The organism is Pseudomonas sp. NBRC 111132, from assembly GCF_001320565.1.
GTDB classification, from domain to species: domain Bacteria; phylum Pseudomonadota; class Gammaproteobacteria; order Pseudomonadales; family Pseudomonadaceae; genus Aquipseudomonas; species Aquipseudomonas putida_P.
Window position 1 is genome coordinate 64361 of the sequence record NZ_BCBI01000003.1, and the last position, 15641, is coordinate 80001.

The following is a 15641-nucleotide window of genomic DNA, read 5'->3' on the forward strand; positions in this document are numbered from 1 at the left end:
TCAGGCTCCGTCAGAGCTGCATCAGAACTGCACATCCAGTATCACACTGTCGGTATAGGTCGCTGCAGGCGGTGTCGCCTGGTCGGTATAGACCTTGGCGTTGTAGTTGAACACCTGGCTACCCGTACCAGTCCCCACACCGGGGTTGACGTCGGCATCGGTGCTGGAGCGCCTGGCAGCCCCGGTCGCGCCCCAGCGCACCGTCCCAGCACTTTTGAAAATGTCATAGGCCAGGTAGTTGTTGGCCGCCGACTTCATCCGCCGCCGCCCAGCGGACACGTTCTGCCCGTCATCCAGCCCCACCGTGTAGCTGCTGCCCTTGGTGCACGACACGTTTATACCCTGGCTCACAGTGCCGAACCCTGCCACCACCGGCGCACTGGCGAAGCTGATGTTGGGGGTGGTGATCTGGCAGTCGTTGGTCACCGTCAGGCTCACGTTCAAGGTCTGGCTACCTGAACCGATGTCACGCCCAAGGCATATCCCTAACGCGCCAATCCCCGAACAATAGTTCCAGCTCCAGGCCACGGTCAGGTTCTCTTGGTACACCCCTGCCGCGACATTGCTGCCAATCTGGGTACGCATGTAGATAGGCACCGCTTTGGGCGTGGTGCCGCCGAGCAGCCCTAGCAGGTCGATGATACCGTTGCGAGCGAAGTCGTAGGCCAGACCGCGGGTGATCGGGTAGTTGGTGCTGTTGTCGGCATACAGTGTGTAAGAGATGACATCGCCTGTCGGGCCGACCAGCCCGCCCGAGGCGGGCGTGATGGTTGCGTAGAAATGATCATTGCTGCTGAGCAAGGTGAGTAGCGAGCCGGTGCACTGCAAACCGGAGTTAAGGGTGGAAGCCGTCTGTACCGTGGTGCGAACCTGCGTTGAATTGAGGCTGCCAAACGCCGCCGGCAACGTGGCTACCGACGAACAAACCGCCCAGGCCGTACCCGTCGGCAACAGCAGCACGCTCGCCCACAGACCACGCACCCAGGCATTCATCGGCACACCAGCGGGCCAATCAAGGGCACCGAGCCTTGTGACTCAGGCAGGTCGAATGCCACCTCGCAATGCCCGCCGCCTTCAATTTCCACCTGCAAGCGGTTATGCGGCGACAAGTTCTCCAGGTACACCAACCCGTCCCAACCCACCACCGCCTGGCCGCCACTTTCTGTGTGGGTCACACGGCTACCCAATTTGAGCACCTGCTGGTTGCCATCCACCAGCTCGACGCTGGCCGCCATGACCCGCTTGAGCGGGAACTCCAGCAAGTAACCGCTGCCCCGTCTTACCGCCACACGCTGCTCCACGTCTGGCGCCAGCACATCCGGCGGCAGGTCCATGGGGTCGATTTCGTACTTGCCACGGTAGTAACCGCTGCTGTACGGCACCAGTAAGTGCCCCTTGGCATCGGTGCGGCCAACGTCCTGGTTTTCGTAGCGCACCGGCACATCGGCGTAGCCCGCGGTACTGACCACTACGAAGGCATCATCGATGCGGTTGGCTGCGAACACCCCGGCATCCATCCACACCAGAGAACCACTGGCGTCAGCCCAACGGGTCATTTCACCGCTACTGCCATACACACCCGCCTGCAACTGCACCGATTGCAGGCGCCAAGTGACGTCGGCCTGGCGATAGGCATCCCGGTCGCTGCCTGCGGCATAGCCTAGGTTGTAACCAACGCCGACACCCGCTGGCACCGCGTGGCTGTAGTTGACCCGCTGCAGTGTCTCACCTTCTTTACTTCGCTCCATGCCCAGCGCCAGGGTGCCGTGCAGGTCGAACGGAATCACCAACTGCGCCTGCACCGCCCACTGGCTGTCACCCACTTCGCGGTTGGCCGACAAGTACACGCTGCTGCTGCCCCACAGCGGCTTGCTGTAGCTCAGGTTGATCAGCCGAGTACGCGTGCCGTCACCGGCGCGTACATCGAAGTAGCCGGCGCCAATGCTGCCGTACTCGTTCAGGTTCAGGCTGAGGGTGACCTGTTCGCTGCGCTTGCTCAACTGCATGTCCGGAAGGTCGACCCGGGTCAGGTCGGCATAGTCACCATGGCGTTGCAGGCGCTGGTAACTGAAGCCGATGCGCTGGCTGTTGTACTGGTACCCAAGGGCGACCTGGTGGCCCTTCTCGCCATCGAACTGGCTTTGCGCCAGGGCGGCATTGAGCACGCCGAAGTTGCCCAGCCGCATGTTGCCACCCAACCCGCCCAGCATCAGCGACTCGGCAGTTTCGGCGTGGGTTTCGAGGGTGAAGAAGTCACTGAGCCCATAGCGCAGGCTGCCCGAGGCCACACCCGGCCCATAGCTGAAATCGCGCACGCCGTAATCACGGCGCAGGCTGCCGGCGGCCACCGAGTAGTCCGTCAGGCCCTTCTGCAGCAGGCTGCTGGTGACATAGAACGGCAAGGTCGTCGACACCTGCCGGCCAAGCGCATCGGTGGTGACCACCACCGCCTCCCCGGCGCCGTTGATGAACGGCACGTTGGTCAGGGTGTACGGGCCTGGCTGCAGCTCGGTAGTGCTGGACTTGAAACCGTTTATGAACAGGTCGAGCGACGTCGGCACCGCCGCTTCGCCTGCGAACGCCGGTAACGGGTAAGTGACCAGGTCGGGGCGCGCAGCGAAGTCACGCGACAGCTGCACGCCGCCCACCCGCACCGAGCTGCTCCAGGGCAAAGCGCCAGTCACGAAGTCACCGGCTTCATAAGACAGCAGACGCTGCTCGTCAGTGAAGCGCCAAGTAGTGTCATAACGCATGAAGCCTTGGCGCGTATCATCCGCCTGTGCGCCGTTGAATGACTGGCGCCACTGCCCGGTACTGGAGAAAGTGCCCCAGCTGTCAAACAGGCGCAGCTCGTTCCAGGCGGCCAGGTAGGTACCGCCTTCATCGGTGTCATTGAGGTACAGGTCGTAGTTGAACAAAGCGCCGAAACTGCTGCGCGCATCACTGGCCGGGTACAGGTTGCGGTCACCCACTTGCTGGTCTGGCAACCAGGCCGGCGGCACCTGCAGCAGCAGGCGCTGGTTCTGGCTGTCGTAGTCGGCATGCAACCCCGCGATGCTTTCCAGGGCCACCTCGCCCTGGGGGCTGCCAGGCAACGAAATACCGGCTGACCGCAAGATGTCGCTGTCCAGGTACAGCTGCCCGGCCCGCTGCTGCACCGGGACCAGTTCAGCCCTGGGCATCTGGTTCACTACCAGGTCGAGGTACAGGGTGGCTTCGGCGATGGCGGACATCTCCGTGGGCGGTGGGGGCAGGTCGTCGGCCAACGCCAGCCCTGGGCTGACCATGACCAGCCCCAGGCACCAACGGCGAGTCGTCGCCGAAAGCTTTTTCACACACGGTTTCCGACCATTGCCGGGTACTCCCTGACCCCTGCACTGCATTCATTTGCTGGCTCATTGGCCTTGGCGAATAGCGTCCGCCGTACCCTGCCCATTGACCCTGCCCTTGAGCACGCTACCGCTGCTGGACACCTCGGGAGCAGGCCAGCGCATGCTGGCGCCCGGCAGCACATAGCCCAGCAGCCCCTCGGCCAGTGGTTTGCTCTGGCTGCCTTGCTGCACCACTACATCGGTCAAGCGCGCATGCACGGGGCCAGTGTTGCGCAGTTCAACGTAAGGCTTGCCCTGCACGGTAACCGGGCGCCAGCTGAGCTGCGGCTTGCCCACACCCTCGGCATTGCGCTTGCCGTCAGGGTCGGCCTTGCCCCACAGCCCTTCGCCATAGACGAACAGCGGCACCGAATAACGCATTTGCAAACGAATGGCCGCGGTAGCGCCGGGGTCGGCTTTATCGACCGGGATGGCGGGCGGGATCTCGTCGATGATGATGCGGTAGGCCTGCTCCTGGCCGGCGGGTGATGAGCCAGTACGGGTCAGGCGAATCAGCTGCTTCTGCCCTGGGGCAATGTTGGCGACCGGCGGGCTGCCGATGATTTCACGCTGCGCCTGGAACTGTTCCTGGTAATCACCCTGGCGCCAGGCGAATACCCGCACCTGCAAGTTGGCCGGCGCAGTACCGCGGTTTTCCAGCCACAGGGCGCCCGCCTTCTGGTCGGCCTCCAGCACCGGGTCGATCGGCCAGATCAACACCGAGGTGGCCGCCCCGGCTGGCAAGCTTGCCAGCCACCACAACCCAATCAATCCTCGCGCCCACTTCGCGCCTACCCGCATGCAGCTCTCCTTAGACACTTGTCGTTGGTGGCGCTGGTGTTCACCAGGTCACCGTCACTTGCACCACATCGGTGTAGGTCCCTGCCGGCAGCGTGCCGGTCAGCTGAACCCGCCCGTACACCGGCAGCTTGATCGCCGTCGGGTCGGCATAGCTCACGGCCACGCTCTGGCCGATTCCCAGGCTCTGGCTGTAGGCCGCGTCCCGGTACAACTGGTAGGCCAGCACTTGCGTGCCGTTCGATCGTTTCAGGTTGCGTGTGCCGCTGGCACTGTTCTGCCCACCATCCAGGCTCATGCTCATGGCCACGCCTGGCGTGCACTGGAAGGTCACGGTAGAGCCACCCAACGACGTGCTGAGCAAGCCCGTGGACAGCGCGGACTGCGAGCCATAATCGAGCGTGCCGTAGCTGGTGACACCCCCCACCACCAGGCAACCGGCGACAATCTGCGCCGTCACCGTGAATGTACTGGTGGTCACCGCCCCCAGCGGGGCCGCCAACAGCATGCCGATTCCGCTCAGGCCACTTGCCAGCCAACCGCGCATGGTTCAGAACGACAGCTCGACCGAAATCGTGTCGCTGTAGACCCCTGCGGGCAGGCCCGCCTTGCCCACGGCCTTGCCGTAAAGGTTGACGGTCTGGGCCGCGCCAGTACTGGTTGGCAGGGTGATGGTGCCGTCAATGGCCAGCAACGTCGTACGGCCGGAGTCGGTATAGAGGTCGTACGGCACGAAGTTGCCAGCGCCATCGGCGAGCGCACGCGTGCCACCGCTCGACTGGCCGTCATGTAGCCCTGCGCGCACTTTGATGGCAGGCACCGTACCCGCCGAGCACAGGATGCTCATGGCACCGCCCCCACCACCCAGCACCTGGGCATTGGCAGTGGTGAACAGGGCATCCTGAGTGCCAAAGTTCAGAGCGCCGAAGTTCAACCCCGAAGTGCCCGAACTGCCGTTGACCTGGCACGCGGCAATCAGGGTCAGCGTCGAGGTGATGTTCCCGGTCACCGTGGCGGCCTGGGCCTGGGAAGCCAGTGCCAGGCCAAGGCCTGCGAGCATGCAGCATGAAAGGTTCGTTCGCATCGGAGTCTCCTTGCGTGGTTACCAGTCCAGGGTCACTCTGAGGGTGTCGCGGTAAAGCCCGGCGGGCAGCGCGCGCGGCTGCGCCACCACCACGCCGTAGATGGGAATCGGCACTTGCTGGCTGCTGCGAATGGTGAAGGCGCGCGCCTGGCCGATGCCGTAGCGGCTGTTGCCGCCAGGGTCGACTGCCAGCTGATAAGGGATCAGTTCACGGCCATTGCTCAGACGCCGTATACCGTCGTCGCCATTCAGGCCACCATTGATGCGCACATTGAAAGCCCGGACTTCGGGCGTGCAACTGATCTGCAGGCTACCCTCGCCGCCCACTTCGTCCACCCGGCTGCGCAGTGGCTGGTCCCAGCTCGGGCCGCGCTCGCCAAAATCCAGCACCCCCGGGTTGCCCAGCACGGCCGGTTGTGTCTCGTTGCTGCTGATCTGGCAGGCCGCGCTGATCACCAGCCGCGCCTGGATGAAACCTGTGGTGCTGCCATGCGCCTCACCACCAGGTACCAGCAGCGGGCCGAGGGTAAGCAACAGGATCGAAGTGCGGTTCATGGCATGGCGTCCTTGTGCATGGTGGCGTCCCTACCAGGTGACTGTGACTTTGAGCAGGTCGGCATACAGCCCTGCATTCGGTACCCAGGCCAGTTTGTCGATACGTGCGTACAGAGGCAGCTCAACCGAGCCACTGTCCGGCACCCGCGCCGACTGGGCCACCCCCACCGCCAGAGGCTCGCGCCAGGCAGCATCGCGGTACAAGCGATAAGGAATGGGCCGGGCCGCGCGGTCGCTGCTGGCCAGGTAGCGCAATTCGCCGACGCCACCATGCTGGCCGCCATCGACGCGTACCTGGTAGGGGGTGCCAGGGTTGCACTCAAGTCGCGGTGGGCGCTGGCTCAGCAGTACCCCGCTCAAGGGCGCGCCAGGGCCATCGAGGCGTGCCGACACACCCAGGTCGATCCTCCCCAGGGCTTGGGCTCCCGCGTCGCGTGTCTGGTTGACCAGCATGCAGCCACGCTGCACCAGTACCCGCACTTCCACGAGAAAATCCGCTGCCACGGTACTGCCGCTGAACAACAGGCCCAACAGCGCGGCCAGATAGCGCTCCGTCACCTTGTTATCCTTGTCGAAACGTCTTGGTTTGAGCGTAGCAGCGAGGCAGCGCAACCGTGGTGGCATCAAGCCATTTTTTTGTATTAGCGATAAAGCGATAGCGCCCCATCAAAAAAAGCCTGAACGGCACAGAACCCCAGGGCACCGGCGTGCCTCCAATGGCGAGAGCCGGTAAATGTGCCGGGTTTCTGTTAGGGTGAACCAGTCTCATCCTGCCCCAGGCACCTATGCCATACATGGACGGACATGACAGGAGCGCTTTCATCGATGACTGCAGACAACACGCTGGCAGACGCCATGGAGCGCTGTGCCCAAGAACCGATCCACCTGCCGAGCAGCATCCAGCCTCATGGCTTTCTGCTGGTACTGGACGCCACCGACCTGCGCGTGCTGCAGGCCAGTGAAAACGTCGAGCACTGGCTGGGCTTGCCGGCCCAGGAGCTGATCGGTTGCCCCTTCGCCAATCTGGTCAGCGACGGTTTCGACCTGCACGCGCACCTCGCACGGCTGCCCGAAGATGAAATTTTCCCCTTTCACATCGGCGACGTGCGCTTGCGCCAAGGCGCGCCCCACAGTGAGCCGCTGCACTTGCTGGCCCACTGTCACGACGAAGTACTGATTGCCGAGTTCGAACCCCCGCGCCTGCCACCGGAGCTGGCCGGGCAAGGCGACTACTACCCATTGGTGCGCAACTTCGTCGGTAGCCTGCAACTGGCCACAAGCCTTGAGGATCTGCTGCAACAAACGGTGGTGCAGCTCAAACGCATCACCGGCTTTGGGCGGGTCAAGGCGTACCGGTTCGATGCCGATGGCAACGGTCAGGTGCTGGCGGAGGTGGCCGACCCTGGCTACCCCAGCTATCTGGGCCTGTGTTTCCCGGCCGCGGACATCCCGCGCCAGGCGCGCGAGCTGTACCGGATCAACCGCATCCGCGTGATCGAGGATGCCAACTATCAGTCCTCCCCCCTGTTACCGGCCGCCAACCCTCGCACCGGCAAGGCACTGGACATGAGCTTCGCTGCACTGCGCAGCGTGTCGCCGATACACCTGCAGTACATGCGCAACATGGGCACGCTGGCCTCGATGTCGCTGTCGATCGTGGTCGATGGCGAGCTGTGGGGGCTGGTGTCGTGCCACCACCATCAGCCACGCCCGGTGGACTTGCGTACCCGCACAGCCTGCGAGTTGCTGGCCAGCGTGCTGTCGTTGCAGATCGAGTCCCGCGAGGCCCATGCCAGCACGCGCAAGTTGCTGGCACTGCGTCAACACATCGTGCGCATGATCTCGTCCATGGCTGACCACGACAGCGTCAGCGACGGCCTGCGCGAACTGCCTCAGGTTTTGTTGGCCTTTGCCGGTGCCCAAGGTGCGGCGGTAATCTCGGCCGAACGCTGTGATCTGATCGGCCAGACCCCACCCGAAGCCCAGGTGACCGCGCTGGTGCACTGGCTTGGCCAGCGTGGCGAAGACAGCGTGTTCCAAAGTGACAACCTGCGCCGCGACATCACAGACCTGCCCGAACTGGCAACCCATGCCGGTGGTGTGCTGGCGGTGGCCATCTCGCAAATCCACTCGCACTACCTGCTGTGGTTCCGCCCCGAGCAAGTGCGTACGGTAAACTGGGCCGGCCAGCCGACCAAGCAGGTGGGGCCACAGGGCAACCTCCACCCACGACACAGTTTTGAACGCTGGCAGGAAGAACTGCGCGGCTATTGCGAGCCCTGGGACCCGCTGGTGATCGAGGGCGTGATGGAACTGCGCACCGCGGTGCTGGGCATCGTCCTGCGCAAGGCCGAAGAGCTGGCGCAACTGGCGGGCGAGTTGCGCCGCTCGAACAAAGAGCTCGAGGCGTTCTCCTACAGTGTTTCCCATGACTTGCGCGCGCCCCTACGGCACATCGCCGGCTATACCGAGCTGCTTGGCGAAATCGAAGGCCAAGGCCTGAGCGAGCGCGGCAAACGCTTTTTGCAGCACATCGGCGAAGCGGCGCACTTTGCCGGCAGCCTGGTCGACAACCTGCTCAACTTCTCGCAGATGGGCCGCTCGGCCTTGCGCTTGTCCGACGTCGACCTCAACGCACTGGTCGAGGCCATTCGCAGCGAATTGACCCCAGATTACGAAGGCCGCGCAATCGTTTGGGACATCGCCCCGCTGCCCAAGGTGATCGGCGACCCGGCGTTCATCAACATGGCATTGCACAACCTTATCGCCAATGCCATCAAGTACACGCGCGGGCGTAACCCAGCCCGCATCGGGATCAGTGCCGTACAGCACCCTGGCGAAACCGAGGTCTGCATCCGCGACAATGGCGTGGGCTTCGACATGGCCTATGCCAACAAGCTGTTCGGCGTATTCCAGCGCCTGCACCGCATGGAAGACTTCGAAGGCACAGGGATTGGCCTGGCGAGCGTGCGCCGTATCATCGAGCGCCATGATGGCAGGGTCTGGGCCACTGGCCAGATCGAGCAAGGCGCCAGCTTCCACTTCACCCTACCCCGAAACACTGCTACCTGAGGCATCGCTACCATCATGCTCAAGCCCATCCTGCTGGTCGAAGACAACCCCCGGGACCTGGAACTGACCCTGCTGGCCCTGGAGCGCAGCCAATTGGCCAACGAGGTCATCGTGCTGCGCGACGGTGCCGACGCGCTCGACTACCTGCTACGCCGCAACGCCTATGCCGAGCGCGATGACGGCAACCCTGCCGTGCTGTTACTGGACCTGAAACTGCCCAAGGTCGATGGCCTGGAAGTGCTCAAGGCTGTGCGCGCCACCGCCGAACTGCGCAGCATACCCACCGTGATGTTGACCTCCTCGCGCGAAGAACCCGACCTGCTGCGCGCCTATGAGCTGGGGGTGAACGCCTATGTGGTCAAGCCAGTGGAATTCAAGGAATTCGTCGCCGCCATCTCGGACCTCGGGGTATTCTGGGCCGTGCTCAACGAACCACCACCCGGCTCACTGCGGCTAAACCGTCGCGGTAGTAACTGAGGCCGCCGCAACGATGCAACAAACGCCGTTGAAACTACTGATGGTCGAAGACAGCTCGATGGATGCCGAGCTTACCCTGTTGCGCCTGGAACGCAGCGGGTTGCAAGTGCAATCACAGCTGGTGTTCGACCATGCGGGCGTCGAACATGCCCTGCGCGAAGCCCACTACGACCTGATCCTGTGCGACTGTGTGCTGCCAGGCTCGTCCGGCACCGAGGTGCTGGCCATCGCCCAGCGCCTGGCACCGGACATCCCGTTCATCTTCCTGTCCGGTATTTACGGCGAAGAACACGCGGTGGAAATGATCCGCCTGGGCGCCACCGACTATGTGCTGAAAAAAAACCTGCCACTGCTGCCCAAGGCCGTGCGCAGGGCGCTGACCGAAGTACAGGAGCGCCAGCGCCGGCGCCGCGCCGAAGAAGCATTGGCGGACGTTGAGGCGCGTGCTCGGATCGCCATCGACGCTGCCGGCATGGGCACTTGGGACCTGCGCCCGCAGGAAGGCCTGCTGGTTTGGGATGACCGCTGCAAGACGTTGTTCGGCCTGCCTACCAGCACCGAAATGAGCCTTGAGGTGTTCCTCGGTGGCATATACCCCGATGACCTGGCAATGGTGCGTGACGCGGTGGAATATGCCATGCGCCCCGAAAGCGGTGGCCAGTACCGGGTAGAGTTTCGTATCGCGCCAGTCGATGGCCAGGAGCCGCGCTGGTTGCTCAGCAGTGGCCAGAGCCAGTTCGTCGACGGCCAATGCGTGCGTTTTTCCGGTGTGCTGCAGGACATCCACACGCAACGCCTGGCCACCCAGGCACTGCGCCAGCTGAACGAGATGCTCGGTGAACGGGTCGAGCGACGCACGCGCGAACGCGATCGCGCCTGGGAGCTGTCGCAAGACTTGCTGGCCGTACTGAACAAGGACCTGACCCCGGTCGCGCTGAACCCCGCGTGGGAGGCCAGCCTGGGTTTCTCCCGCGAGCGCCTGAGCCAGTCGTCCCTGCTGCACCTGCTGCCCGAGCCCGATCAGGAACTGCTACTCACCGAACTGGCCGCCCTCGCCCATGGCCGCACCAGCGCCCGCTTTGTCGGCCGCATCCTGCATGCCGGCGGCCAGCAGCGCTGGCTGTCGTGGGTGGTGGTGCCGGAAGACACCCTGCTGTACGTGGTGGCACGCGACATCACCAGCGAACGTGAAGCCGCCCTGGGCCTGGCTGAAGCCAACGCCCGCCTGCGCGAGCAGATCAACGAACGCGAGCGCATCGAGGCTGCCTTGCAACAGATGCAGAGGCTGGAGGCGGTTGGCCAACTGACCGCAGGCGTGGCCCATGACTTCAACAACTTGCTCACGGTGATCCTCACCGGTGCAAGCTTTCTTGAGCGTGACCTGGCCAAGGCCGACCTGGACAAGGCCCGCACACGCCTCACGCATATCCGCGAAGCGGGCGAGCGTGGCGCCAAGCTGACCTCGCAGTTGCTGGCTTTCTCCCGTCGCCAGCGTCTGGAGCCGGTAGCGCTTAACCTCAACCGCACCTTGGCCGGCCTGGAAGAGCTGCTGCGCCGTACCCTGGGTGGCAACGTCTCGGTGCGCCTGGACCTGGACCAGGCCCTGTGGCAGGCAATGACCGACCCGACCCAGACCGAGATGATCATCCTCAACCTGGCGATCAATGCCCGCGATGCCATGCCCGAGGGCGGACAGCTGACCCTTACCACCCGCAACACCCGTATCAACGGGCGCCCGCATCGCCCAGAAGACCCGGACCCCGGCGAGTACGTGATGCTGAGCATCCGCGATACCGGCTGCGGCATGAGCGACGACGTGTTGGCCAAGGTGTTCGAGCCGTTCTTCACCACCAAGGACATCGGCAAAGGTTCGGGCCTGGGCCTGGCCCAGGTGTTCGGCTTCGCCAAGCAGTCCGGGGGTGGCGTGCGCATCGATACCACACCGGGGCGCGGCACCGAGGTGGCGGTGTACCTGCCCGCAGTAAAGGAGGAAGTGGTGGACGAACCTGCCGCAGCGGTGCTCAGCCAGTCGAGCAGCGAGAGCGGCCGTAACCGCACGGTGCTGCTGGTGGACGATGACCACCTGGTGCGCGACATGCTTGGCGATGTATTGCGCCAGTACGGCTATCAGGTGCGCCAGGCGCACAGCGGCGAGCAAGCATTGGCATTGCTGGATGACGAGATCGACCTGCTGCTGACGGATTTCGCCATGCCCGAGTTCAACGGTGCGCAACTGGCGCTGGCGGCGCGTGAGCGGTACCCGCGCCTGCCCGTGGTGTTCCTTACTGGGTATGCCGAGCTGCAGGGGCTGGAGCTGCCGGGCAGCCTGGTGATTCAGAAGCCGGTGCAGGCCGATGAACTGGCCAGGGTACTGAACGAAATGCTGGGCATTGCCGGGTAACTTGAGACGACGCAAAACCCGTGCAGGAGCGGCCCATCGCGACACAAGGCCGCTTCTACAGGCATCGCATTACGAAATTAAATACGGAAACGACAAAACCCAGCGCTCATCTTTCGAAGCACCGGGTTATAGACGTTTGAAACTGGAAAATGGCAGGGGCGGCTGGATTCGAACCAACGCATGGCAGGATCAAAACCTGCTGCCTTACCGCTTGGCGACGCCCCTGTATCGGATGCAGTGTTTGCTGCTCTGACAATTCCAACTGAGTGACAACTGGGTTGTTGTCTTGGAATGCGCGGCACTTTAACAACAAACTTTCGGTCTGTGAACCCCCTGATGAAAAAAAATTGCTAAAAAACAGCGGGTTAGTCATTTCGGCGTTGGCCCATCGACCATCCGTCGCTTTCCTCCCGCTTCGCTTCAACAGAATCGCATTCCTTCCTTCCAATCAGATGAGCCCACTGCATCGACCAAGGAGGACCTCATGCCTGTCTCCCACGACCTCTACCAGGACCTGCACTACCCGCGCGAAATCGTCCAGCAACGCCGCCAGCAGGACAAGGCGCTGGACCGCCTGCTGGACGAGTACATGGACATCGACAACCAGGTGCTGGCTGCCGAGTCGATCTCGGCCGGCAACTTCGTTGACGAAGACCTGCGCCACCTCAAGGAGCGCCGCCTGGCGGTGAAGTACATGATCGAGCGCCAGCTGGAGCGCAAAGCCTAGGCAATGCAGGTGCGCGGCCAGACGTATCGCATGAAGTGATCATTGCCGGTCACTTTCTGTATTAGTCAAAATGGCCGCCCTCGGGCAAGCTGCACGCTGACCCGCCATCGCCCAAGGAGCGTTGCTTTTGTCTGCCTGGATCCCTGCCCCATTGCGCCAGCTTGGCCAGCGCCTGCGCGGCACTGCCGCCAACGAGAGCGAACTGCTCGATTGGTTCGAGGACAAAGCCCGAAGCCGGGGTTATCAGCTTAGTGACGGCCAGCGACGGGTGATCCACTGCATGGCCGAACAACTGGCACTGCTCGAACAAGGGCAGCCACGCAGCCTGTACCTCTACGGGTCGGTGGGACGCGGCAAGAGCTGGCTGCTGGACGGTTTCTTCCAGGCGGTACCGGTCGAGGCCAAGCGCCGCCTGCATTTTCATGACTTCTTTGCTCGCCTCCACCGAGGCATGCACCACCACCGGGCGCTGGACGATGCGCTGGGCGCAACCCTCGACGAGCTGGTGGGTGGCTGCCAAGTGCTGTGCTTCGACGAATTCCACGTGCATGACATCGGCGATGCCATGCTGCTGACACGCCTGTTCAACGCCCTGTTCGCACGCGGCGTGTTCCTGCTGGTGACGTCCAACTACGCGCCCGAAGGGTTGTTGCCCAACCCGCTGTACCACGAGCGCTTCCTCCCGGTAATCCGCCTGATCAACAGCTCGATGCAAGTGCTCGAAGTGGACGGCGACACCGACTTTCGCAGCTTGCCGGCCAACCGTGAGCATCAACGTTTTACCCAGGGCCATTATGTCTGGCCGGGGAATGCAGCGCAGCGCCAGGCGCTGAACGTGCCGAACGAACAGCCGGTGATGCTGGAAGTGAACAAGCGCCCGCTGCGTGCGCTGGCCATCGATGGCCGGCGGGTGGTGCTTGGCTTCGATGACTTGTGCGAGAAGGCCACGGCGGTCATTGACTACCTGGTGCTGGCGGCGCAATACGATGAATGGATCATCGACGGGCTGGGTGACCTGGCGGAGTGCTCGCTGGCGGCTCAGCAGCGTTTCGTCAACCTGGTGGATGTGTTGTATGACCAGGATCGGCAGGTGGTGGTGATAGGTAAACGGCCACTGGAAGAAAGCCTGGGCGGGCCGCTTGCCGACCTGATGCGTACCCGCAGCCGCTTGGGGCAATTGCACCAGATAGCCCCTTGAAACTGCATCGCCTCGACAGGCCTCTTCGCCGGTAAACCTGCGAAGAGGCCTGTAATGTCAAAGCATCAACCGGCTCTGGGTAAATCCGCCAGCACCGCCTCGATCTCCCCCAGCACCGCCGGGTCATCCAGGGTCGAAGGCGGCGCATAGTCCTGCCCGTCGGCGATCTTGCGCAGCACCGCACGCAAAATTTTCCCCGAGCGGGTCTTGGGGAGCCGCTTCACCAACCGAACCCGGTTGAAACAGGCCAGCGGGCCAATCGCCTCGCGCACACTGCCCACCAGGTCCACCAGCAGTTGCGCCTCGGCAATGCCCTCGCCGTCCTTGAGCACAACAAGTGCCAACGGCACTTGCCCCTTGATTTCATCGTGCACGCCAACCACCGCACACTCGGCCACCGCCGGGTGGCAGGCCACCAGGTCCTCCATTTCGCCGGTAGACAACCGGTGCCCCGACACATTGATCACGTCATCGGTGCGCCCCATGATGTAGACGAAACCGTCATCGTCCAGGTAGCCGCCGTCACCGGTGTGGTAATACCCCGGGTAGGTGCGCAGGTACGCCTGCAGGTAGCGCTCGTGGTCGCCCCACAGTGTCTGGCTACAACCAGGTGGCAATGGCAGGGCGATCACGATCGAACCCTGATGGTTGGGCCCGAGCAAGCGGCCTTCGTCGTCCAGCACGCGAACGTTGTAGCCGGGTACCGCCCGGTTGCTCGATCCCGGCTTCGCGGCGCTCCCCTCCAGCCCGACACACGGCGCAGTGACCGGCCAGCCGGTCTCGGTCTGCCACCAGTGGTCGTGCACAGGCTTGCCACTGACCCGTTCCAGCCATTCGTGGGTGCTGGAATCGAGCTTCTCACCCGCCAGGAACAATTGGCGCAGCGAGCTGAGGTCATGTTTGCGGATCAGCTCGCCTTCCGGGTCTTCCTTGCGGATGGCACGCATGGCGGTGGGCGCACAGAACAACGCATTGACCTTGTATTGCTCCACCACCCGCCAGTAGGCCGAGGCATCCGGGGTGCGGATCGGCTTGCCTTCGTAGAACACAGTGGTACAGCCGCTCATCAACGGCCCGTAAACGATCAGCGAATGGCCGACCACCCAGCCCACATCAGATATGCCCCACCACACATCGCCGGCCTGCATGCCATAGATATGGCGCATGGCATAGCACAGCGCCACGGCATTGCCACCGTTCTCCCGCACGATGCCTTTGGGTTTGCCGGTGGTACCCGAGGTATACATGATGTACAGCGGGTCGCCGGCATCCAACTCGACTGGGGCCACCGGCTCGGCGCCGGTCAAGGCCGCCTGCCAGTCCAGGTCGCGGCCTGGCTGCAGGTCGGCCTGCACCTGTGGCCGTTGCAGCACCAGCACATTGCGCGGTTGGTGCCGGGCCAGTTGCAGGGCGCGGTCGACCAGCGGCTTGTACGCAATCACGCGATCGAACTCCAGCCCGCAGGAGGCCGTCAGCAGCAGCGTGGGCCGGGCATCATCGATGCGCAAAGCCAGTTCGTTGGCGGCAAAGCCACCGAACACCACCGAATGCACCGCACCAATCCGCGCACAGGCCAGCATGGCCATGGCTGCCTGCGGCACCATGGGCATGTAGATGATCACGCCATCGCCCTTGCTCACCCCCAGCTGGCGCAGCAAGCCAGCCAGGCGCGCCACTTCATCGCGCAACTGGTTGTAGGTATACGCCTGCTGCACGCCCGTCACCGGCGAATCGTAGATCAGCGCCAATTGCTCGCCACGGCCTTGCTCGATCTGGTAATCGAGGGCCAGGTAGCAGCTGTTAAGGCGGCCGTCTGCGAACCAACTATGGGTACCGTCGGCGTGGTCTTGCAAAGTCAGGGCAGGCTTGCGGTGCCAGGCCAGGTGTGCGGCCTGTTCCGCCCAGAAAGCGGCAGGGTCGGAAATGGAATGGGCGTAGCTGTGCTGGTAGCTCATATC

General features: G+C 63.5%; 13 protein-coding genes and 1 tRNA gene. 5 read left to right on the forward strand and 9 right to left on the reverse strand.

The features are described from left to right. Window positions 1-21 precede the first annotated feature (21 nt). The 7 genes from APH35_RS02350 to APH35_RS02380 all read right to left on the reverse strand — a co-directional run bounded on the left by APH35_RS02350 (window position 22) and on the right by APH35_RS02380 (window position 6366). A complete protein-coding gene (locus APH35_RS02350) occupies window positions 22-993 on the reverse strand; it encodes a Csu type fimbrial protein (RefSeq protein ID WP_012271619.1) in 972 nt (323 codons plus the stop codon). Beyond that, window positions 990-3287 (reverse strand): fimbria/pilus outer membrane usher protein, encoded by a 2298-nt coding sequence (locus APH35_RS02355; RefSeq protein ID WP_060514143.1) that lies wholly within the window; start codon window positions 3285-3287, stop codon window positions 990-992. Before APH35_RS02355 ends, APH35_RS02350 begins: the two co-directional genes overlap by 4 nt. 108 nt (window positions 3288-3395) lie before the next feature. After that, window positions 3396-4172 (reverse strand): fimbrial biogenesis chaperone, encoded by a 777-nt coding sequence (locus tag APH35_RS02360; protein ID WP_060514144.1) that lies wholly within the window; start codon window positions 4170-4172, stop codon window positions 3396-3398. Between the two features lie 40 nt (window positions 4173-4212). Further along, window positions 4213-4716, reverse strand: a complete 504-nt coding sequence (locus tag APH35_RS02365; protein WP_012271616.1) for a Csu type fimbrial protein — start codon at window positions 4714-4716, stop codon at window positions 4213-4215. Between the two features lie 3 nt (window positions 4717-4719). Next, a complete protein-coding gene (locus tag APH35_RS02370) occupies window positions 4720-5253 on the reverse strand; it encodes a Csu type fimbrial protein (RefSeq protein WP_012271615.1) in 534 nt (177 codons plus the stop codon). 18 nt (window positions 5254-5271) lie between these two features. Then, complete coding sequence (locus tag APH35_RS02375) at window positions 5272-5808, reverse strand: Csu type fimbrial protein (protein WP_060492834.1); 537 nt, start codon at window positions 5806-5808, stop codon at window positions 5272-5274. Window positions 5809-5838: 30 nt separating this feature from the next. Then, window positions 5839-6366, reverse strand: coding sequence for a Csu type fimbrial protein (locus APH35_RS02380; RefSeq protein WP_012271613.1), 528 nt, complete (start codon window positions 6364-6366; stop codon window positions 5839-5841). 267 nt (window positions 6367-6633) lie between these two features. Between APH35_RS02380 and APH35_RS02385 the strand changes: the two genes are divergently transcribed. From APH35_RS02385 to APH35_RS02395, 3 genes are read left to right on the forward strand one after another with little or no spacing between them, the layout of a single operon-like run. Further along, the gene (locus APH35_RS02385) at window positions 6634-8880 is read left to right on the forward strand and encodes an ATP-binding protein (RefSeq protein ID WP_060514145.1); all 2247 of its coding nucleotides are present in this window, start codon (window positions 6634-6636) and stop codon (window positions 8878-8880) included. 15 nt (window positions 8881-8895) lie between these two features. Further along, the gene (locus APH35_RS02390; protein WP_012271611.1) at window positions 8896-9357 is read left to right on the forward strand and encodes a response regulator; all 462 of its coding nucleotides are present in this window, start codon (window positions 8896-8898) and stop codon (window positions 9355-9357) included. A 13-nt stretch (window positions 9358-9370) separates the two neighbouring features. Further along, the gene (locus APH35_RS02395) at window positions 9371-11758 is read left to right on the forward strand and encodes a hybrid sensor histidine kinase/response regulator (RefSeq protein WP_060514146.1); all 2388 of its coding nucleotides are present in this window, start codon (window positions 9371-9373) and stop codon (window positions 11756-11758) included. 150 nt (window positions 11759-11908) lie between these two features. On the opposite strand, the gene APH35_RS02400 is transcribed toward APH35_RS02395, so the two are convergent. Then, window positions 11909-11983: transfer RNA gene (locus APH35_RS02400), tRNA-Gln, on the reverse strand. A 259-nt stretch (window positions 11984-12242) separates the two neighbouring features. Here APH35_RS02400 and APH35_RS02405 point away from each other — a divergent pair. Beyond that, window positions 12243-12485 carry a hypothetical protein gene (locus APH35_RS02405; protein WP_012271609.1) on the forward strand — a complete coding sequence of 81 codons (243 nt, stop codon included), beginning with the start codon at window positions 12243-12245 and terminating at the stop codon, window positions 12483-12485. Between the two features lie 127 nt (window positions 12486-12612). Further along, complete coding sequence (gene zapE, locus APH35_RS02410) at window positions 12613-13683, forward strand: cell division protein ZapE (protein ID WP_060514147.1); 1071 nt, start codon at window positions 12613-12615, stop codon at window positions 13681-13683. Window positions 13684-13748: 65 nt separating this feature from the next. Here zapE and APH35_RS02415 read toward each other — a convergent pair whose 3' ends face one another. Beyond that, window positions 13749-15638 (reverse strand): propionyl-CoA synthetase, encoded by a 1890-nt coding sequence (locus tag APH35_RS02415; RefSeq protein WP_012271607.1) that lies wholly within the window; start codon window positions 15636-15638, stop codon window positions 13749-13751. Between the last annotated feature and the right edge of the window lie 3 nt (window positions 15639-15641).